14 protein-coding genes and 2 pseudogenes are annotated in these 22,831 nt (G+C 34.6%); 1 reads left to right on the top strand and 15 read right to left on the bottom strand.

The features are described 5' to 3' along the window. Positions 1 to 703 precede the first annotated feature (703 nt). Positions 704 to 823: a YfhE family protein gene (locus ACTNEP_RS18740; protein ID WP_441163488.1), complete on the top strand. Its 120-nt coding sequence runs from the start codon at positions 704 to 706 to the stop codon at positions 821 to 823. A 274-nt stretch (positions 824 to 1,097) separates the two neighbouring features. On the opposite strand, the gene ACTNEP_RS18735 is transcribed toward ACTNEP_RS18740, so the two are convergent. The 15 genes and pseudogenes from ACTNEP_RS18735 to ACTNEP_RS18665 form a co-directional block, all read right to left on the bottom strand. Beyond that, positions 1,098 to 2,285, bottom strand: a complete 1,188-nt coding sequence (locus ACTNEP_RS18735) for an ROK family protein (protein ID WP_441163487.1) — start codon at positions 2,283 to 2,285, stop codon at positions 1,098 to 1,100. A gap of 573 nt (positions 2,286 to 2,858) precedes the next feature. Beyond that, on the bottom strand, positions 2,859 to 3,803 hold the full coding sequence (locus ACTNEP_RS18730) for a formylglycine-generating enzyme family protein (RefSeq protein WP_441163486.1): 945 nt from the start codon (positions 3,801 to 3,803) through the stop codon (positions 2,859 to 2,861). 30 nt (positions 3,804 to 3,833) lie between these two features. Then, positions 3,834 to 4,370, bottom strand: coding sequence for a chromate transporter (locus tag ACTNEP_RS18725; protein WP_441163485.1), 537 nt, complete (start codon positions 4,368 to 4,370; stop codon positions 3,834 to 3,836). Between the two features lie 13 nt (positions 4,371 to 4,383). Then, positions 4,384 to 4,968 (bottom strand): chromate transporter, encoded by a 585-nt coding sequence (locus tag ACTNEP_RS18720; RefSeq protein WP_441163484.1) that lies wholly within the window; start codon positions 4,966 to 4,968, stop codon positions 4,384 to 4,386. 380 nt (positions 4,969 to 5,348) lie between these two features. Beyond that, positions 5,349 to 5,816 (bottom strand): PTS sugar transporter subunit IIA, encoded by a 468-nt coding sequence (locus ACTNEP_RS18715; protein WP_441163483.1) that lies wholly within the window; start codon positions 5,814 to 5,816, stop codon positions 5,349 to 5,351. A gap of 4 nt (positions 5,817 to 5,820) precedes the next feature. After that, complete coding sequence (locus ACTNEP_RS18710) at positions 5,821 to 7,200, bottom strand: sulfatase family protein (protein ID WP_441163482.1); 1,380 nt, start codon at positions 7,198 to 7,200, stop codon at positions 5,821 to 5,823. Positions 7,201 to 7,304: 104 nt separating this feature from the next. Further along, positions 7,305 to 8,894: a PTS transporter subunit EIIC gene (locus ACTNEP_RS18705; protein WP_441163481.1), complete on the bottom strand. Its 1,590-nt coding sequence runs from the start codon at positions 8,892 to 8,894 to the stop codon at positions 7,305 to 7,307. Between the two features lie 247 nt (positions 8,895 to 9,141). Further along, positions 9,142 to 9,861 (bottom strand): GntR family transcriptional regulator, encoded by a 720-nt coding sequence (locus ACTNEP_RS18700; RefSeq protein WP_441163480.1) that lies wholly within the window; start codon positions 9,859 to 9,861, stop codon positions 9,142 to 9,144. A gap of 403 nt (positions 9,862 to 10,264) precedes the next feature. Continuing rightward, positions 10,265 to 10,590: pseudogene (locus tag ACTNEP_RS18695) on the bottom strand (methylglyoxal synthase); the annotation flags it as partial. A gap of 132 nt (positions 10,591 to 10,722) precedes the next feature. Further along, on the bottom strand, positions 10,723 to 13,062 hold the full coding sequence (locus ACTNEP_RS18690; RefSeq protein ID WP_441163479.1) for a glycoside hydrolase family 3 C-terminal domain-containing protein: 2,340 nt from the start codon (positions 13,060 to 13,062) through the stop codon (positions 10,723 to 10,725). A 105-nt stretch (positions 13,063 to 13,167) separates the two neighbouring features. Continuing rightward, on the bottom strand, positions 13,168 to 15,933 hold the full coding sequence (locus tag ACTNEP_RS18685) for a glycoside hydrolase family 3 N-terminal domain-containing protein (RefSeq protein WP_441163478.1): 2,766 nt from the start codon (positions 15,931 to 15,933) through the stop codon (positions 13,168 to 13,170). A gap of 172 nt (positions 15,934 to 16,105) precedes the next feature. Beyond that, entirely contained in the window at positions 16,106 to 18,367 is a 2,262-nt protein-coding gene (locus ACTNEP_RS18680) for a helix-turn-helix transcriptional regulator (RefSeq protein ID WP_441163477.1), read from the bottom strand. A 469-nt stretch (positions 18,368 to 18,836) separates the two neighbouring features. After that, positions 18,837 to 19,490 (bottom strand): response regulator transcription factor, encoded by a 654-nt coding sequence (locus ACTNEP_RS18675; protein WP_441163476.1) that lies wholly within the window; start codon positions 19,488 to 19,490, stop codon positions 18,837 to 18,839. Continuing rightward, positions 19,480 to 20,694 (bottom strand): sensor histidine kinase, encoded by a 1,215-nt coding sequence (locus ACTNEP_RS18670; protein ID WP_441163475.1) that lies wholly within the window; start codon positions 20,692 to 20,694, stop codon positions 19,480 to 19,482. Before ACTNEP_RS18670 ends, ACTNEP_RS18675 begins: the two co-directional genes overlap by 11 nt. Positions 20,695 to 20,897: 203 nt before the next feature. After that, a pseudogene (locus ACTNEP_RS18665) lies at positions 20,898 to 22,538 on the bottom strand (FAD-binding protein). Positions 22,539 to 22,831: the final 293 nt, after the last annotated feature.

The raw sequence follows: 22,831 nt of genomic DNA, 5'->3' as shown, positions 1-22,831 counted from the left end.
TCTATTTGCTTTGTTACTCGTCTCTATAAATAGAGGTTTTTTCACACAATCTCACTTATCTTTTTATAAGTCTATCACATATAACTGCCGAGGATTTCTTCTCGATTGCTAAAAAAGCTCCTCTACTCAACATGGACAGTCTAATCGTGTGATTAAGATTGATAAGCGGACCATGAATCATTTATAGATAATGCTTTGGATTGTTGAAGGATCATTCCTATAAACAGGTGGAAGCAAAGGGAGTTAGTCGGGCTACTCTTTATAAGAAATAGACAGCTCACAAAAGAGCTGCCTATTTGCGGGATCAATCCTTTTATATAGGTGATTACACTTATTAATCTTATTCACGACCATTCACGTACTTTTTGGAAATGCTTAAAATACCTTCATCCTACTGGTAGACTGTTCCAATGGCTACTTCTGCTGGACCAACCCAAAACACCCTGCTCTATGGCTAGGTTTTATCTTGTTATTGGTTACATCTTTTTATGCCTGCTAGATTTCCGCATACAGGATGAATAATGATGGTTCATCTTAGCGATTTATATGATACTCCATTGATTTCTCCTCCTCGAAACTTCCGAAAATCCTGTGTTTAGCAATTTACTATAAAGGGAAATAAATAAATATAACCCAATTCCAATAGAAAGGATGGGCACTATGTCTAAAAAAACACAGTATCAACCTATAGGATGAAATGGGAATGAACGCTCAGGAAGTTAATTATGCAAAGGAATTTAAACGCGCGGATATTGCTGGTGGATATCGAAAGCCTAAAGTAAATGAAGCTAAAAAGGAAAATTCCAAATTAAAAGATAGATAAACTTAAAGCAGCTTTCTCAGCTGCTTTTTCTACAATTTCCCCTAAAAAAGAATTCACGAGGAATGGTCTGTAACTTCTTGTTCTCAACTGTTTTGCACAGAAAAATTCTCCTATCTAATCAGACATCTCCAACTGAAGTTCAGACTGTAAAACATTGATTGTAACAACCATAACTCTTTACGTTAATGTTCTTATCTTCTTATAAAGTATGGCTATTGCACAATTAAGACTTAACTTCAAAAATAAATAAGTGTGAAATTATCAATGTTTTGTTTTAAGAAAAGTAAGACTGAAATACTAAAATGGCAGCCCCTGTTGAGATTGTAACTTTCTTTTCTTTTTCCATTTTAAATTGTACAGGTTCAAGTTCCATTCTATAAATATACTGTTTAGCTGTATCTACAATTTTATTAAAATAAGGTGGATATGTTTCCATTAATTCACTACTTAAAATCACTTGATCAGGGTGTAACACATTCACCATATTCGCGATTCCGATTCCATAAGTAACTGCCGATTCAAGTACTACTTGTTGAACAATGGGATCCTCTGCACTTAGAGCATTCTTAAACAGATCCATTAACTCCTTCTGGTTGTTTTCATTTTCTTTAACAGAAAATGGTCTTGACCTTTCACGTAAATACCGTTCGTTTACTTCATGTAATAAATAATCATAAGAAATGAAAGATGCAAGTGATCTTCGTTCCTTGATATCCATGATCATTTCTCCAAAGGAACTTGCATCTCCTGTTTTATTCTTTAATATATGCCCCTCCGTTAAAACCCCGCAACGCAAGCCACGACCACTTATACAATATAAAATGGTTGGATCTGCTGTTAAACCCTTACTATATGTATGCAACGTTGCAACATTCGCGCCATTCTCTAATAATACCTTTTCCACTTGTAAACTTTTCAACTCATCTAAAATAGAAATATTTTTCCATCCACTTGCAATAAAAGCCTCCGGTTCGAGAATGACACCATTCTCTCTGTCTAATGGACCTACCGTGCCTATGCCTATACCAAGAAGAAGATCACGAGAAATATGATGTTTTTCTAAAAAATGTTCTATTCTTTCTTTTATAAGTTGAATTGTGTAAGAAGGTGTATGCTTCTCTGTCATAGCAAATGTAAAACTATCCACTATTTCGAATGACATATTGACTAAAGAAATAGTGGATTCAATCCGTGACAAGTCCACACCAATGATATACCCTGCATTTGGCTCTATCTCAAATAAGGCTGGTGGTCTGCCTCCTGAGGATTCTTCATACTGACTAATTTGAATGAACCTTTCTGCCAATAAATTCTCTAAATGTCGAGTAACAGTAGTTTGCTTCATTTGCGTTTGTTCCACCAATGTAGCTTTGGTAACGGGACCGTTAGTATGAATATATTGATAGATTTGTTTCATCCCATTATATTTGGAAGATGTTTGTTTTAAAAAGTACTTTAACACGTTTTTCTCTCCCTTTTTCCATGCATCATGTACTCTTTAGTATACTTGTATTTATTTCCTATGAAAAGTCCAGTCTGTCTAAAAGTGACTTACAGCATTTTTTGGATTTTTTATTACAAACATACATAACTCATTCGTCTTGGCAATACAGAATTAAAATATATTACTAAATTAATATTTGATTACCATAATATCCCGATTTTTCTTCTTGATAATGCAGGTAATAGAATAAATGAATATACCTCTAACTTTTCACCAAACCCTTATTTTCATCAAAAAAAGTTATTTTCGCAGTTACATACAGCGGTTCATTATTCAATGGTTGTAGTAAATTTGATTTTATTTGTACAATATATACCACAAATATAAACTTCTTCAGCGTTCATTCAATATTTATTACTTTCATTTTCCCATTTTAATATTTCTTCGACCGTTGGTTCTGTGATCATGATGGTTCCATTCCAGCTTAAGCCAACTGCAAAGGCATATTTATTACCTTCTTTAATAATCCTCTTCAGACAACAAGCTTAAATTATCTTTTTAATTCCCCTTTATGTAATCAAAGATTGCATCTTACAAGTCCTTCACACACCGAAAACCAATATTCCCTGAAGAACTATCCACTGTATTGGAACTTCTAGCTGCTACCCGGTATCGATTACAATAAGATCTATGGCATAGATAAGAACCACCGCGCATAACTTTCGAGATATTGCCATTGACTTTCTCTTGGTCAATTTTTCCATTACGATTTATATCAAAAGTATCAGCACACCATTCCCATACATTTCCTGATACATTATAAAGACCGTATCCATTTGTAGGGAACGATTTAGCTGGTGCTGTTCCTACATAACCGTCCTCTTTTGTATTGTGTCGAGGGAATTCTCCTTGCCAAATATTACAGTAATGTTCACCATTCGGTGTCAATTCATCGCCCCAAGGAAATTTCTTTTGCTCCAAGCCACCCCTTGCAGCATATTCCCATTCTTTTTCTGTTGGTAGTCTTTTCCCTGCCCACTTACAATAGGCTACTGCATCGTTCCATGAAACATGTATAACAGGATGATCCATACGATCTTCAATAGTTGAGCCTATTCCTTCCGGTTGATACCAATACGATTGTTCTGTTGCAAACCACCACGGTGTTTGTGGTACTTGCTGAAGTTTTCCCGGGAAATCTTCTGGGACAAATTGATAAAAGACAAATGACCAGCCATACTGCTCTGCTTCTGTTTTATATCCTGTATCCTCCACAAATTCTTTAAATTGCTGATTTGTTACCGTATGTATATCGATATAGAACGGATCTACCTTTACTTTTTGGACAGGTCCTTCTCCATCTGTTTTAAAACCTTCGGCATCATCTGTCCCCATTAGATACTCGCCACCTTCTAATAACACCATGTCATCTTTACTGGCACTATTTTCTTGGATGGTTTGTTCATTCTCCTCTTTATTAAATGACATAAAGTCTGCCCTGCTTACTTGGCAACAGCTTGGTTTCTTGTTGTCCATCACTAGTCCTCCCTTTCCATATAAACACTATCAGTATAACACGACCCCAAATAGGCCTGCTAAAGCTATTACATATAACGGATGCATTCGTAATTTCATTAAAGCAAAAAATGATAAACCAAATATGATCAATAAACTAATAGTTTGAAAAGAAACTTCCCCTATCACATTATTTGAAATCGCAAAGTTTAAAGCTGCATAAATAATCAAACCAGTAATAATTGGCCGCAACCCATAGAAGGCTGCTTTGACTAATCTCAATTCGTTAAATTTAAAAAAGAATGTAGCAATAACTAAAATTATCAAAAGTGACGGAATAACCATCCCTAATGCAGAAGCAACTGCACCAGAAAATCCTGCTGTTTGATAACCAACGAAAATAGCACTGTTTGTCGCAATAGGGCCAGGTGACATTCCTGCAACTGCAATAACATCAGTGAATTCTTGTGTTGTCATCCATCCATGTTGTGACACTTCCCTTTCAATCACCGGAATCATCGCATATCCTCCGCCAAAGGATACAAAGCCAATCATTAAAAAGGTCCAAAATAAGCTCAAAAGTTCCACAGTCAGATCCCCCCTACCTCTCTTCTCTTTCTAGTCTAGTTGCATAACCCAATAAGTTTTTGACCTTTACGACAATAATTCCTAAACCTATTCCACCTACTATTATGATGACGGGATGAAGGTGAAAAAAGTATAGTATCGCTGCAGTAAGTATCGTTATAACAAGCGTTGTTTTGTCATAGATAGCCGTCAAACCAATTTTGTAAGCTGCAAATGCAATTAAAGCGACAATCGCTGCTCGAATTCCGACAAATGCAGATTCTACGTAAGGATTATCTTTAATAAAAAGAAATAAAATACTCAGTCCAACTACAATAAGAAATGTAGGCAAAAGAACACCTGCCATTGCAACAACAGCACCTCTTACTCCCGCTAAGCGATATCCAATAAACGTAGCTGAATTAATAGCAATTGCTCCTGGTACAGATTCGGCAATCGCAAATATCTCGGATACATCTTTAGTCTTAACCCATTTTCTTTTTTCTACTACTTCCCTTTCAATCATTGGAATCATCGCATATCCCCCACCAAATGTTACTGGACCTATCTTTAAAAAGGAAAGGAAAATTTGTAATAGATACTTCCAATTGTTTTTCAATTAAAGTCCCCCTATAAAAACACTAATAACTTTTATCCATTTTGATTATAACACACTTTTACCCATAACGGATAAAAGTTGATAAATTCTTATGATAGATTTTAATTAAAATAGATATTTCCGTTATGGTCGACTGGAAGCTTTAAATATTGATTTTTTCAAATCTAAAGTGCTACAAAGTTATTATCTTCAATTAGGAAAGCTAGAGAACTTTAGGATGCTCTTCAGAAAAACTTTATAACTAATAAACCGAACGAATACATTTTTTAGGCTCCGCTCTTGATGAAGAAATAGCTGAAACATCAGACCAGACTAGTTAATAAAACTCTTAGAAGAATCCATTATTAACAAAAATAGGGAGATATAGTAATTATATCTCCCTATTTTACCGTTATTATATCTTTTTCCAGTTCAGTTACTGGTTGACCGGGTTTATGCACAGTGCATGTTTCCCCATTACTAAATACAACTATTACATCGATCGATGGGACTTTTGACTGAATTTTATCAAAATCTACCGTTAATAATAAATCTCCTTGCTTAATTTTTTGATTGTTTTTAACATGAGAGCTAAACCCTTCACCTTTTAAATTAACAGTATCTACACCTACATGGATCAATATTTCTAAGCCATCAGATGACTTTAAACCAATAGCGTGCTTTGTATCAAACACAAAGGCAATCTCGCCATTGATAGGAGACTTAATCTGATTGCTCTCTGGTGTAATGGCAAATCCGTCGCCGAGCATTTTTTGAGCAAAGGATTCATCTGCAACGTCCTTAATATTTTTTATTGTTCCTGTAACAGGACTAACAAAAGTTGATTTCTTAAATAAACTTTTAAACATTCGATTACTCCCCTATTTTCAGAAAATCATCTGGATTTTTTGAACTTGGATTATAATTTTCTTTTTTATTAATTTTCCAGCCTTCTTGCACCCGAAAATGTCCCTCTAAGATAGGATCATTCGTTTCTTTCTGATGGCTGGCAAGTTTTTCTCGTAATTCATCCGCAATTCCTTGATATGCAGGATCATTGATAACATTGTTCTTTTCGCCCGGATCAAACAACAGATCATAAAGCGCCTCTTCCGGTTTCCCTATTTTCTCTAAACCATTTTCCTGATAATAAGCTTTACTTATAGAATTATCAATATTTGTTCGGTTGATCTTTAAATAAGAGGTATCGTAATATTTGATATACTTATAACGATCCGTTCTAACACTTCGAGCTGGCTCGTAAGCCGTATGATAATTTATTTCTGAAAAGACTGCTTCTCTTCCACGAAACGCTTCTTCTTCAAAGAGTTTTGCGAATGATTCACCTTGTAGGTAATCCGGTTTTTCCAGATCTAACAAGTCACACAACGTCGGAAAAATATCTACCTGCGACACTAAATCATTTACCTCTTCGCCATTCATTTTACTTCCAGCTACACGCATAATTAACGATACACCAATACCAGAATCAAACAAATTGCACTTATTAAATGGAAAAGCAATCCCATGATCTGTTGTAAAGATAATGATTGAATTATCATAAAAACCTGCATCCTTAATGGCATTAATCACTACTTTAAAAGATTCATCCATCCATGTTGCTGATCTTAAATAGCCCGCATAATCTTCGCGAATTGGCTGATCGTCTGCTAAAGGTGATGGTGGCATCACATATTTAGGATCAATTTCCTCCTTATTATCATGACTTTTTTCCGGAAACTTTCGATGGGTAGAAAATAAACCATAGGATAAGAAGAATGGTTTATCATCGCGATAGGATTCTAGCCATTCCTTCACCTTCCAAGCATTTTTATAATCCCATTCCGCTAGTTCAGGTTCAGATAGACCTGCGTTATCTGTACTAATATCTTGCTGGTAACCAATTGTTTTCGCCCCTTGCTCATGATCGATATAACTACCGGCCTCATGCTGGATACCACAAAGTACTGTATTGTAGTCATGTTGGTTCAGGAAATGAACAAGATGTTGATTATAGTCATGAAGCTTAAAACCACGTTGCGACAGACCATACATGCCGTTACTATGCGGATACATACCGGTTAATAGACCTGCTCTACTAGGAGAACAGGTTGGACCAACACAATATGCCTCACGAAAGATAGTGGCATCTTTTGTAAAGTCTGCTAAGGCAGGAGTCGGTACATTATAACCATAAGGACTCAGAATTTTTCCACTGTCATGTGTGTGTATATAAATAATATTTTTTTTCATGTTTGTACACTCCTTATCGTATATTTCAAGGAAGGAGAGAGAAGTTTAGTAGAACTTTCCTCTAGTTGCAAATAATTGAAGTATGATGTCTGCCTTCCGGTGTACTATTTTTGCTTTAAATGCTCGATATTTTTCTCATCAATAAATTCGTCTATCTCTCCCCGAATCGTATTAACTTTTGGTCCATAAATAACTTGTATCGCTTTACCTCGAACAACAGTATTCATTGCACCAGTTTGTTTTAACACACTGGCATTAATTTGATCAGGTTTTTTTACAGATACTCTTAAGCGTGTTGCACAATTATCGATATCAGTAATATTGTCGAAACCGCCTAATCCCTCAATAATATGTTGCGCTTGTCCACCTTCATAAGAACTATTTGCACTTTTCTCTTCTTCAGTAATTTCTTCATCGTCTCTACCAGGCGTTTTAGCGTTTAGCTTTACAATTAATGTTTTAAAGACAAAGTAGTAGACAAATATGATTGGAATAGCTAATACGATTGCCCATAAATAATTTGTCTTATCATTTCCTTGGAATACACCAAATAATAGAAATTCCACTAGACCTGCTGAAAAGGTTGAGCCAATCGTAATATTAAACAAGCTAGCTACGACAAAACTACAAGCAAATAAGATTGCTTCAGCAACAAATAATAATGGTGATGCGAAAAGTAAGGCAAAAGAAATTGGTTCTGTAACCCCTGTAATAAATGCTGTCAATCCAACAGATATTAAAAATCCAGATGTTGCCTTTCTTTTTGGCCCTGCTGGAATCGCTTTATACATAGCCAAAACAATCCCGATCATTCCGAACATCATGTGCAAATAACGACCACTATTAAATAAAGCTAAATTACTAAAGAACTGTGTCGTGTTTGGATCAGATAACTGTGCCAAGAAGATGGTTTGAAATCCTTCATATACTTGACCACCAACTTCCATTGTTCCGCCAGCAGCAGTTGTCCAAAATGGTAGATAGAACACATGGTGTAAACCAAAAAGATATAGTGTTCTTAACAAGAGCCCATATAAGAATGCTCCTAATGTTCCTAAACCAGTCGCAAATTCTCCAAAACTAGCTATAGCGTTTCCAATGAATGGCCATACGATAAACATAATCGAACCAACAATTAAGAATACAAAGGTATTAACAATTGGAACAAAGCGTGACCCACCAAAAAAGGCAAGAAATTCTGGTAATTTTATATTATAAAAACGGTTATGGACTAATCCTGTGATAATACCTGCCAAAATACCACCGAACACTCCCATTTGTAATGTCATAATACCAAATTGTGTACCTTGTCCAACTAAACGTGGATCCATATCTCCTGATGCAAGTTGACCAGTAATATCAAGGAGGGAATTAATCGTAATAATGAGTACAAAATAACCAACAACACTGGCCAATCCAGCAGAACCTTTTTCCCTTCTAGCTAAACCAACTGCAATCCCAATTGCAAAAATTAATGGTAAGGCATCAAATACACCAGAACCAGCAGCATTCATTAAGCTCAAAATTGCTTGTAAAATAGTGTTATCCAAAAATGGGTAACTTTCTATAACTGCTTCTCCGGATAAAGCTGCAGAAATACCTAGCAATAATCCTGCAACAGGTAGAATTGCAACAGGTAATAAAATAGCTTTTCCAAGTCTTTGTCCAAACTCTATTAGTTTATCTTTCAACATTACTCCATCCCTTCTATTAGTAATAACCCCTAAGTTTTATAAGAAATGATATCGCTTCCTGATAAATAGATTAACACCTATTTATAAATATGTAAATACCTTTTTTTGATATTATAATATTTAAAGTTTTTCAATCATGATTATATAGGTTTATTAAAGGATTCAATAGATACTATTAAATTTTAAAGGTTAACATCTTTTTAAAAAACAAAAAAGAAGCAGCCATTATCAATGACTTACTTCTCCTCTATTTTCCACGTATCGATTGATATTGATACTCTTCTCCATTTAATATTAATTCCGTATAATCTAATATTTGGCCGTTAGACAGATAAGTAGTGTTTAGTACTTTCAATAAAGGAGTGGAAGGATCACAATTAAAATAGTTTACAATTTCATCTGATGGCATTATGGGAACAACGATATGGTGAGAGTGGTCAATCGTTTCCTTGGTGTATCCCTCAATAAATTCATATTTAGACTTCCGAATACGATCATAAGATAAATCAGGATATTTTTGAACTTCCATGAAATTAGTCTCCAGCATCATTGGCATATTATCTGCTTTTCGTAACCTTTTTATATAATAAATTGGATCCCCTTTTGTGATGGTCAATTTATTTGCTATCTCCTCACTTGAAGGGATTACTTTAAATTCGATTACATCCGTTGACGGCTGTTTTCCTGTTTCCAGCATCTCTTCAGTGAAACTTTTTACATGAGTAGACCGTTCAATTACCTTTTGATTGGTAACATATGTTCCGCTTCCTTGACTTCGAGAAAGAAATCCTTTTGCCACCAGATTATTGGTTGCTTGACGCACAGTAACTCTACTAACATTAAATTTCTTTACCAATTCCTGTTCAGTCTCAATTGGTGAACCTTTTACATATTGGCCGCCTTTGATTTTTTGTAGGATATAATCTTCAATCATTTTGTATTTCGGTATTCTTTTTGGTTTTGCCACTTAACACCCACCTCTTAAAAAAATTTATTTGTACGAGTAAATAGATTATAACAAATTTAATATATGTTTGAGAATTCATATGGAAAGGTATTAACTAATTTTTTGAGTTCTTCGACAAATGTTGGGGTGATCACTAAGTTCACTCTTAATTTATGCGACCCAAATATCTATATTTTGTATAAATTATTTGTACCCCAACATATATTTTAGAGCCAAAATTAATATAGAGAAAAGCACCTCTTAAAGTCATTAAAAATATGACCATAAGGAGGTGCTTTCCAGTTAAATCGTTGAACAAGCTTTTTATATTGTCTGTTATATATTTATCTAGTCTTTACTTTATAAGACAACTATCTAAAAAATGAGATTGGATCGACTCTATAAATAAACTTTTTTTCATTAATTCTTTTTCTTTGTCTTCAGATATAATATTTCGCCATTCTAAATCTCCTCGTTCTAACGATCGAATTAGAATCTCTGCTGCCCCCATATTTGTAGCTAACGGAATGTCATACACGTCACATAATCTCATTAAAGCGGAAATATCTGGTTCATGTGGTTGAGCTGTTAATAGATCTCTGAAAAAAATCACCATATCCATTTCATTATTAGCTATCATTGCTCCAATTGCTTGATCCCCCCAAGTGGACCTGACCGAAAACAATGGATATCTAAGTCTGTTTTCTTTTGAATTAATGTTCCCGTTATACCATTAGCAAACAAAGGGTGCAATTCATCCTTTGTAGAAGATCGGTGTTTTTTTGCCATCATATTTATATAATTATGGCATCTATGTTCTGAAATTTTTCTTAATAATAAATTTCTCATGTAACAATAATTAGCGTAATCCCTAACATATATTTACTTATTTATCCATTTAAGCAGTTTCGCTATGTGTTTTTGACTTATTTTATTACCTGTGAACCGGTCAATTTGGCGAAAAGGCATATTTAGTACAAAGTAAACATTGTTCGCTAAAAGTGGTTTATTGATAAAATTAAAAAATTTATTAAAGAAAAGCACGATACCATATAACGATTTTCCAATAAAATTTTTGTATTTGGCCTGCGCAATAGTATCGTTTAGCCCTAAATCTTTATTGGGATCCCAACTAGGAGATGGTGGTTCATACCCTAACAACCTATGGTATTCTTCATCTGTTACGTCATGAACCGTTCCATTAAAGTAGTTTGGAAACTTTTCCTTCGTATGTGCACACGGAATATTATCCCCTTCTATTGTGATAGACCCTTTTAAATAAATCGATGCAATCGAACTGCCTATTTGTATTTCATATTCCCCCGGTTCTACAGCCCAACCTTGAATACTCGGATTATAATAGGCAAAATCTTGATCCTGTAATGAGATGCTAATCTGTTTACTTTCACCAGCTTCTAAGAAAACTTTCTCAAACCCTTTTAATTCACGTTTTGCTCTAAAGATCTTAGAATCCTTTTTTTCTATATATAGTTGAGCAACCTCTTCTCCTGCCAAATCACCTGTATTGGTGATCGTAAAACTTACTTTCTTTTGATCTATAATCAAATCAGAATAAGAAAAAGTCGTATAAGACAATCCATGACCGAACGGAAACAACACTGGCTTCTCCACTGTGTCAAAATATCGATAACCGATAAAAAGTCCTTCTCTATGCTCCGCAGTGGCTTCTTTTCCTGGGTAATACGGTGCAGAAGAAACATCTTCATATTGAAGAGGGAATGTTTCACTTAGCTTACCACTTGGGTTGTACGTTCCTTGTAAAATACTGAGTAGTGCTTCTGCACTCCCTTGACCAGATAAGTAAGTATGAACGATTGCTTTAACATCATTTACAAATGGCATTTCAATGGCTCCACCGCCAGCCAGAACCACTATAATATTTTCATTTACTTTGGATAAAGAGCGAACTAATTCCAACTGGTTATCACGCAATCGAAGATGTTTACGGTCAATCCCTTCTGCTTCACTACCTTCATCTAACCCTAAAAACAACAGAACAGAGTCTACTTCTTGCGCTAAATTCACTGCTTCTTTCACTAACCGGTCGCTTTTTCCCCCCATTCGCTTAAAGCCTTGAGCATAGCCAGCAATGGATAAGTCTGAGTCCATCAAGACATCCCATGCATTCGATAATTTAGCTGGATTGATAAGTGAGCTACCAGCACCCTGATAACGTGGATTTTTGGCAAAATCACCAATCACTCCAATTTTCTGATCAGACTGAATCGGTAAAATAGACGCATCATTCTTCAATAACACGATCGAACGTTTAGCGGCTTCAATTGCTTCGTTATGATGTTCATCAAAGTCAACTTTCACTGTTTCCTTGTCGAGTGGTTGTGTAGTAAACACCAGGTCCAATAATTGATCGACTGCCTTGTCCAACACCTCTTCATCTAGTTCATTATTGTGGATAGCCTGCACTATTTCTCTGTCTGTAATGCCATTAGTGGAAGGCATCTCTAATTGATTACCTGCTTTCAAGCCTGCTACTCGGTCATTATTACCACCCCAATCTGTTACTACTACCCCATCAAAACCCCATTCTTTATACAAAATATCTTGCATTAAATAAGTATTTTCATTTGCATAAGTGCCATTCACTTTATTATAAGAACTCATAATTGTTTTCGGATTGCTCTTTTCCACTATACGTCTAAATCCTTCTAAATATATTTCTCTTAATGAACGCTCATCAACAATTTCATCAATGGTCATCCGCATATGTTCCTGACTGTTTACCGCATAGTGCTTGGGACAAGCAGAAATACCGTTTGATTGGATACCGTTGACCATTTCGCTTGCTAATTCACCTGTTAAATATGGATCCTCTGAAAAATATTCAAAGTTTCGACCACATAATGGATTACGCTTAATATTTAATCCGGGTCCAAGTAACACACTTACTTTTTCACTTGCTGCTTCTTTACCTATCAACTCGCCAACGCGATAAACCAACTGCTTATCCCAGCTGTTGGCTAAAGTTGCAGCAGTCGGAAAACATGTCGCGGGTAAACTTTTATTTAATCCTAGATGATCAGCTTTACCGCCTTGCTTTCGCAGTCCATGTGGTCCATCTGTCAACATAATACTAGGAATATCTAATCGTTCGATCGCTTTTGTATTCCAAAAGTTCTCCCCTGACATTAACGATGCTTTTTCTTCTAATGACATTTCCTCAATTATATTTCTATATTTCATGATTTCACCCTTATCTCATTTATGACTTTTCATCAGACATACACTTTCACTTTTAAACACGTACCTAAAAAATATTCTAGATACGTGTTTTAATTTTAAAAAATATTAATCAAATAAATATGTTTTCAAGATCGTATACAATATGTGGTGGACACTTTCTCGTACACCATTCGCAATACCTGAAGGGTCCTTTTCATATGCTTCTTCTAATAACTTCCGGTTAGTATGGGATGACATCGTATCTAACATCAAATCATTTCCAGCAATAACCGCATCAGGTGCTTTCATAAAGCCAAAGACAGCATCACTTGATACAAATCCTTCAAAACCCCATTCTTTACGTAAAACATTTTGTAACAAGTTTGCATTGGCACCTGACCATTCCCCACCAATCATTGCGAAGCTAGACATTACACCAAGAACATCTGCTTCTTTTACTGTCATTTCAAATGGTTTTAAATAAATTTCGCGAATTGCTTGTTCATTAGCCCAAACAATATTTCCTGAGCGAGCATTTGTTTCTTGATCATTTAAAGCAAAATGTTTCATAAAAACAATAATGCCTTGATCTTGAGCTCCCTTTGTGATCGCTGATCCCATTTTTCCAGAAAGAATCGGATCTTCAGAGAAATATTCAAAATTACGACCACCTTGTGCGGTACGATGAATATTCATACCAGGTGCGTACCAGCCTTGAATACCGTATGCGCGCGCTTCTTTTCCTACTGCTTCCCCCATTTGATAAGCTAACTCTTTATTCCATGTGGAGGCAATCACTATTTCTGATGGATAAGCCGCTGCCGTAACTGGTTTAAACATGTAACTAAACCCAGCAGGACCGTCCATCAATAACGTTTGAGGTACACCTAAACGTTCTATTTCATTTGTTTTATAGGCTCCTTCTGTTACGAAATGGAACATCTCGTCTAATGTCAGTTGATTTAAGAATTGGTCCCACTTTGGATCATCATAGTCTAAGCCTTTTAAATCTTTTAATTTCAGCCCATTGTCTTCTCCAAAAGTAGGCATTTCCATATTGGAATCTTCTCTTTCTTCATTAAAGGCATCCACTACATATTTTGGTGCTTCATAGCTGATATCATCGTCTGAAGGATACGTATTCTCCCAATCATTACGAGATAAATAAGTAATTTCACCTGCTGCTAATTCAAATTGATTTTCATAAGATGTGCCGGTCTCCGGATCTTCCTCATAAACTATTTTATTCGATTGTTCATATTCGTAACTTTCAACAATATCATGAACGTTACGAGCTACTTTTATTTCATAGGTTCCTGGATCCAATACATACGCTTCTTCCTCGTGCATATCATAAGAAGCCATTTCAAATGTATCAAAAGAAAGTGTCAACACTTCTGATTCATTAGGTTCTAATAATGATGTTTTTTCAAAGGTTGCCATTTCAATAGCTGCTTTTTCTAATCCACCTTCCGTATATGGTGCTGAATAATAGAGCTGGACAACCTCTTTGCCGCTTACATCACCGACATTTGTCACTTCTACCTTTACTTCGATAGACTGTTCAGAGAAATTTTGTTCAACCACATTCCATTCAAAATCGGTATAACTTAAACCATAGCCATAAGGATACTGCACCGTTTCTTGGTAACCCTCTTCATCATTCTCAAAGTAAGTTTCGTAAAAGCGATAACCAACATAAATGCCTTCTTGATAATTGATAAAAGAATAATCTAAGTTATCATATTGGTAATCACCAAAATTTTCACTTGCTGGAGATGATTGATTATCGTAAACATACGTATCTGTGAGACGACCAGATGGATTAATATTACCCGCTAAAACATTTCCTAATGAATTGGTTCCATATGGACCAGGTGTTCCCACCCATAGTACGGATTTAATCGATTCATACTCTTCCACAAACCCAATTTCTAACGTATTTCCTGCATTTATCACAATCGTTACATTTTCAAAATTTGTAGCCACTTTCTCTATCAAGTCACGCTTAGCATCGGTTAATTGCAGTTGTTCTTCTGACATATCACTTGCTTCTGTTCCTGCACTAGGAAGCACAATTAATGCATTCTCGGAATAGTTTTTTGCTTGCTCGATAGCTTCCTCTGAAAGATAATCAATACTTGGTTCACCACTTTTATTGCTGCCAAACATTCCTTGAACAACCTGCATGATACCAGTGCCTTCATTATCTTCTTCTATACCTTGTTCCTCTCTGAGTCCTTTATACATGTCATGAAGCTCTGAATTATACGAAATACCGGCATTTTCTAGTCCCTCATATAGTGATACTGCTCTTGATAAATCTGCACCACCAGAACCTCCACCGCCATATCGGAAATCAAAGGATGAGAAACCAAATACATTCACTTTCTTTTCGTTTAACGGCAAATGATTATCCTCATTTTTTAATAACACAATTCCTTCATTCGCTATTTTTTCTGATAACTGATCACCATTTTCTCTAGCCACAATCGCTTCAGCAGAATCTGTATCAACGGTAATATGCTTTCCTGACATCGTTTCCAGTAAATTCATAGCTGTCGGACCAATTTGTATAAATATAAAAGCTATTAATATACCTACAATTGCCCATCCCGTGAATCGTCTAGGGCGATTTTTAAGCTTTTTATACATTTTTGATTCTTTTTTAGCACTTCGTTTTGCTTTACCTTTTAATGATTTTATCTCTGTCTTACGCTGTTTTTTCTGTTCTTTTCTTAATTGTTTATCGCTTTCAATTGCTGCCTTTTTTTCTTCACCTGATAAAGTAGCAATCTCTTGCTTTCTTTCCTTCTGTTTTCGCTTATCTTCCTTTACTTGCTGCAAAATCTCTTGTTTTTTTGCTCTTCTCTTTTTTAAAAATTCCAACATTATGATTCCCCCTTTTAGTGCTATACCTTGAAGTGAAAGCCTTAACAATTCTCTTTCTTTATTCATCATTTTAAAACAGCACCTCTAACTTAACTATGCATTTATTGCTTAAAAAAAGCTAAATATTGCTTTCATTCGATTTTTACCGAATTTCAGAAAGCAATATTTAGCATTATTCACTCACTTTTTCCAACTCGATCATAATAATACCAAAGAGGGGAACATCAAAGCGAATCGTATTATTCTCCCTAATTTCAAGGGTTTCGATGGTTCTTAACGGACGATTAATTGCATTCCAATAGGCAATGTCGTCATAGGACAATTTTTTGCACTTTCTTAATTCTTCTATGTCCGTTCGCCTATCAACTAAATCTGTAGTTAATTCTTGCTTAACCAATCGATATGTTCCTACAACATTCTGCATTTTTAATTCGACTGAGAGATGAGGACTTTTTGCGATTCTTCGATTAGAGTTAAATACTTTGTTCCCTTCCTGTTTAAAAATGTATATTAACTCTTCCTCAGGATATACCGTTAATATACGGTAATTCTCCTGCCACTTTGTCACGATACAGGCCTCATTTTGAAAGATAATCTCTTCATATAATTGATTAAGAAATGCTGTTGCATACCAATTTTCCTTTAGTCGACCATCTATTGTGCATAATGATAATTTACCTGCTAATTCTTCTGGAAAATACTCAAACAAGTTCTCAGTATCCAGCGATATTGGTGGGAACAGGCTAGCCATATCATCTGTTTCAATGATCTGTCTCATATTTTGCCATATAAATGCATTTGCTTGTACTAGGTCTGTGTATTTTTGGTGATACTCATCATTTTCTACAGCAAGCATGCGATCTAAAATACTAATTTGATCCTCAAAATTATTATGTTCACTTATTGCTTTGATATTAGATTCATCATTTAAATGATTCAAAGCATTTGCAAATGATATTTTTCGTATGAACGCATAATCATCAATACAATACACACAATCCATTTCATTCAAATCCATTAATACTGAATCTTCTGGTCGCTTTGGAAAATGAATAACAATATTAGAATAGCCCTTAAATATCGAAATACTTTCTGCTAAAGGCGTACATAAGCTCCCAGAGTTTTCAAATTCGTAAAAACAACGAAATTCATATACCCATTCATTGGTAGATGAAAAGTTTTGTTGCAAATGATATTTTAACTCTGCTATCAAATCTTGAAAGAGGTTATCATGTTCATCAATGTTTGACTGCCACTCATCAAAATCAACGGTTTGAAATTGTATATAAGGTTTCATACCTGCTGATATTATTTGCTGTAGTAACTGATCTAATTCTCTGTAGGAATAGGTAAGGTTACCATTTTTATAGTGCATATTTATTTTCTTGATTATGTGCGTTACAGCGACCCACTTTATTCCAAGACTTCGATTAACTTCAATGAGACGACTGTCAATATGATATGGCTTCACCTTTAAAACATGATTTACTTTTGGAAATTTGGCTTGTAGCTGTTTCGGATTAATTTCGACCTTTAATTGTTCATGATAATAAGAGGAGGTTCCAAGATATTCATCTACTGACACATATGGAGATAAAAGCTCTATCACATCTTCATGCTTGCTTTCATCGACAAGATGCTGTTCTTTTTCTCTCCTGCGTTTTTTTCGAAAAGCTGCCGGTGTATGGTGAAACCTACTTTTAAAAGCTTCATTAAATGAACGAAGACTCGGAAAACCATTAGATAACGCTATTGTGACTATTTTTTCATTAGTTCTTTCTAACATCCGAATACTGTGAAACAATCGTACTTCTTTAATATAATTTCCAATCGTTATACCTAATTGCTCTTTAAAAGTATGGGATAAGTAGTATTTGCTACTGAAAGACTGTTCAGCTATCTTATCTAAGGTTAATTTATTTGCATAATTCTCATTAATATAGGAAACTACTTCTCTCACTTTATCTGACAAAATTTGTGTTGAGCCTTCTTCTATCGGTTGTAAATAACGATATAGTAGTCCGATAAGTCGTTGAAAATAACTTTCAACCATATAAGAAGACCCTGCTTCATTTGATTTTTTTTCCATATATAAATACGCAATACAGTCTTTAATCAACTGATAGGCATCTTTTTTATATACCATCGATAATGGCAGACTTAGCTTAAAAGGAGGTAGTTTATTTTGATATAGTTTCATTGTAAGTGTTTGATTGTCCTTAGCATCTATGACTCGAACCATATCACCTTTATTCAGAATAAAAATATCGCCAGTCCGAATTAGAATAGCCGAACCATTTCTCATAATTTCCAAATATCCAGACAACACGAACCATATATTTGTCTCTGTGATCAGCTGAAAATCTATTTTCTTTATTGAGTCAATTACTGTTTCAACTTTTTCATTCATATCTTCCTCTTTTTTTATCAACATCCACTTCACCCCCCAATTATTTTAAATGTACGATTAAGCCCTCATAGAAAACTAATATAGCTTATTGTTACATATGAAAAAGTAAATTGCTAGTTGGCGAATCATTCTCTAGCAAACAAAACAGATGTAATAGATATATAACATAAGATTTATGAAATATTATCGCTTACATCGTTCTTTATTTCGTTTTTTTGATATAGATGTTTCCGTTTTCGCCGATATTGCAAGGTTGACATTGCAAAAAGTAAAATAAAATCATAAAAAATTAATGGATAAGGGGGATTTTGATGAAAAAATATGTTTAACAGCTTATAGAAGACTACATTGAATTTTACACAAATATTGATAAAATCCTGAACAGATAGAGCCTAATTTTAATTTTAATCAAATTAGGCTTTTTTTAGAATCATTTTATACACTTCATTTTTCTGTAGTCCCAAAGTCTATTAAGATTCATGCACTCTGTTCATCATGGATTTATATATCCTCTCTTAATAGAATGTGATACAGCTTCTGCTCTTGAATCAACGCCTAGCTTATTATAAATATTCGTTAAATGGAATTTAACAGTTCGTTCAGCAATTCCAAATTTAATAGCAATTTCCTTATTTTTAAGTCCATCACATACAGCTTGTAAAATAGATCTTTCTTTTTTTGTTAATAATGAATAATTATTACTTGCTTTGTCGTTAGCATCTTCTACTAGTTCTTCTTCCTGCAATAGCTTTTCCATTATGTCAGGTTGTATCAATGTTTCTCCTCTAAAGGCTGATTCAATTGTTCTAAATAAGTTATCCCTGTTTGTATCTTTCAATAAATAACCCTTTGCCCCAAGCTTCATACCTTTCTTCATTAATCCATCTTCATTATAAGTTGTTAGGATGATGATGGGGATATTAATATCTCTTTGCCTTAGTTGCTGCATCGTTTCCAAGCCACTTACTTCTGGCATTTTTAGGTCCAATAACATTACGTCTGGTTTTTGCTTTTGGATGAATTGCATAGCTTCTTTTCCATTTTGTGCTTCACCAATAACTTCAAAAGCTTCATTAGTTTCTAAAATCAATTTTAATCCTTCTCTAACGACTAAGTGATCATCAACAATTAATATTTTAATTTTCATTTCGATCACCTTCCTGAGTAAATGGTATTACAATTTTTACCGTTGTGCCGAATTTCTTCTTACTCTCTATATTGACAATTCCACCTAGAATCCTTACGCGTTCATAAACTCCTAACAATCCATAATGCCCACTTTTTTTACCAATATAGTTAGGATCAAAACCTATACCATTGTCAGAGATTCTAATACATAAGTCAGCATTTATAACATCAATTTCCAATTCCACTGAGTTAGCCTGTGCATGTTTGACGATATTGGTTAAGCATTCTCTTATTATATAAATAACATGCTTTTTTAATAAATCTGGCAATGGTGGAATTGCCTCTATCGATTTATTAACTTTAATAGAGGTGGCCTCTTTAAATTTCACAATTTCTTTTTCTACCTCGTGTACAAAGGTAACCTCCGATAGCGATTTAGAACGCAAATCATCAATTGCTTCTCGCGCATCTTTTAATGTTGTTCTTGCTTGTTTCATCGATTCTAGTAATATTTCCTTTGACTTTGTGTGATTCCCTTGGTCTATGTATACATCGATTGCTTCTAATTTCATAATTAACCCTGCTAGTCCTTGTGCCATCGTATCATGCAAATCACGCGCTAGACGCTTTCTTTCGTTTCTAATTGTCAATTCTTCTATTTTTTGATTAGCATTTTCTAATTGATTTATGTAGTACTGCATACGTCTCCAGGCATTTATTTCTTTCACATGTAGAATCGAGTAAAAAACAGCAATAGCTACAATAAAAAACAAAATAGGTATAAAAATGCGTAATTCATGCACACCATAATTCACCGCAATTGCTACAGTATAAAAAATATATAGAATGATAACTGCTAGCAATACTTTAAAAGAGCTTTTAAATAAATGTATACTTTCTGAAATTAAAATAGGTAACAATCCCACCAATATTATAGGAGATCCGTGTGGCAATAGAAAAGCAGAAATAAAAATAATACAGGATTGTAAAAAAAAGTAATACAAAGAATATTTTCTTTTTAAAGAATTTGAAAAACGATAGAGCAAAATATGTAAAACCATTAAAATAAAGAAAATGGCAGCTGAAACAAATAACACTTCTCCGATAAATTGTAACAATAAAGTACCTACTGTTACTAATAAAATCCAAAACAACAACCTGACACGATAAACATTAAATATTTTAGACTGATCGTCAAATAAAAAAAACTTGTCATAATCCATATACTACTTGCCCTCTTTCCATAATCAACTCTAGTCTCTATTATTACGTAGATTCTGCAACTATCATTTATAATCTTTGTGCTCCCTATAATAGAAACGAAGCACCAATGAAAATACTATTGATGCTTCTATATTGAATACTTACTACACATAAAAAATAAATAATATTATAAATAATTAATTCTATAAGTTTTATTCGCAATTCATAAATTTTTCTTAATATGATTTGCAGAAATGTACCCAAAGACAGTCGTAGGCCCTAAAGTTGAACCTGGTCCGGGATAAACATCTCCCATAACAGAAGCTGAGCAGTTACCAGTCGCATAGAGACCATTAATAGGTTGACCATTTCTCATCGCTTGCCCATGCTCGTTTGCTAGAATCCCGCCTTTAGTACCTAAGTCTCCAGGATAAATTTTACACGCATAAAATGGAGGTTTTTCGATAGCACCTAAGTTAGGATTCCTGTATGTCGGATCACCATAATAATTATCATAGACGGAATTACCTCTTCCAAAATCCTCATCTCTTCCTTGCTCTGCATATTTATTAAACTTTGAAATTGTTGATCTCAGTCCATCTATATCTATGTTACATTTATTTGCTAATTCTTCGATAGAGTTTGCTTTAATTAAAAAATTATTTTCAATAGCTTTTTTTGGTGTCACCCGAGGGAGCATTTCACCGAACAAATATTTGTTGCGATTCCGACTCTCTAAAATCAACCATGAATGAATTGCTTTACCATTTTGTTCTTGTCTATCGAGAATGGCATGACCTGCATCAACGTATGACTCTGATTCATTCATATATCTTTCACCTGTTTGATCAACAATAATACTATGTGGCATTGACCTTTCATAAACTAAGAATTTTCTTGCTCCATTCTCGTCTAATGTAGATGGCCCCCACCAAGCATCATTCAGTAGTTCCGTATCTAAGTTGTATTTTTGAGCAATTAGTAAAATATCCCCTGTATTATCTTCACTTCCTGATGTCCAATCAGCTCCTATATGATGGTACTTTTCTCTTAAAGTGTGATTCCGTTCGAAACCTCCACTAGCTAAAATGACCGCTTTACTTTTTATAGTAAATGATTCACCATTTTTATCAACCTTCACACCTACAACCTTGTCGTTTTCGATAACAATGTCTTTTAATGGTGTTGATAACCAGACAGGCACTTTTAAATCTTTAACGATCTTCATTAGATTGGCTACTAATCCAGCACCAATAGAAAGTGGTTTTTCCCTTTTTATTTTATGTTTAAAACCATTTAGAAACATACCAACTACTGTAGTAAAATCTTGAATGTTTGTAAATGCTTTAGGTAATGATGCAACCTTTCATGAGTATAGTGGAATGGGATCCTCTAATTCCCCAACACGTAAGGTATTAGCCATCTCACCTAGTTTCCTGGCATCAAAAATCTCTGCTTCTAGTGAACGCCCAATTTTTCCACCAGGTTTTTCTGGATAATAATCAGGATATTGCATACCTGGTACCCATTTAACACCTTTATCCTCTAAAAACTTTACCATTTCGTGTCCATTTTCTACATACGCTTTTTTCCTTTCATAAGAAGAAGCTGATCCTTTATAGTTAATAACCTCTTCCATATAGATGAGTGCTTCTTCTCTGCTGTCTTGTAATCCCGCTCGTTTAGATACGTGATTGTTAGGAATCCATAAACCACCACCAGATAACGCAGAAGAACCTCCCCAAACAGCACTTTTTTCAATCAAGAGTGTATTTAGATTATTAGAAGCAGCAGTAATTGCTGCGACTAATCCTCCTGCACCACTACCAACCACAACAACATCAAACTCCTCCCGAATACTCATAAACGGACCTCCTTAATATATTGTGTAAACAGTTCACACAACCACAACAAATGGCTCATAAGTCATTTTAATAAACTCATGAGCCTACCACATATAAAATGGCTTTAGGCAAACATCTATTAGTGAGGGATAAGGAAATTATTTGAATAGTAATAATTAGCAAGCTATTATTCTATGGTAGAAAATCTTAATACACTTGTACCTCTTACTTTTAGCAAATGTATCATTACTCACTACTTCTAGCCGATTAATTTCATTCACTGTCATTAAATTGTTCAATAAGCGTTATAACT

Origin of the sequence: Gracilibacillus sp. HCP3S3_G5_2, from assembly GCF_052063305.1 — a bacterium.
In the GTDB taxonomy this organism is placed as follows: domain Bacteria; phylum Bacillota; class Bacilli; order Bacillales; family Amphibacillaceae; genus Gracilibacillus.
This window is presented reverse-complemented; position numbering and strand designations above follow the sequence as displayed.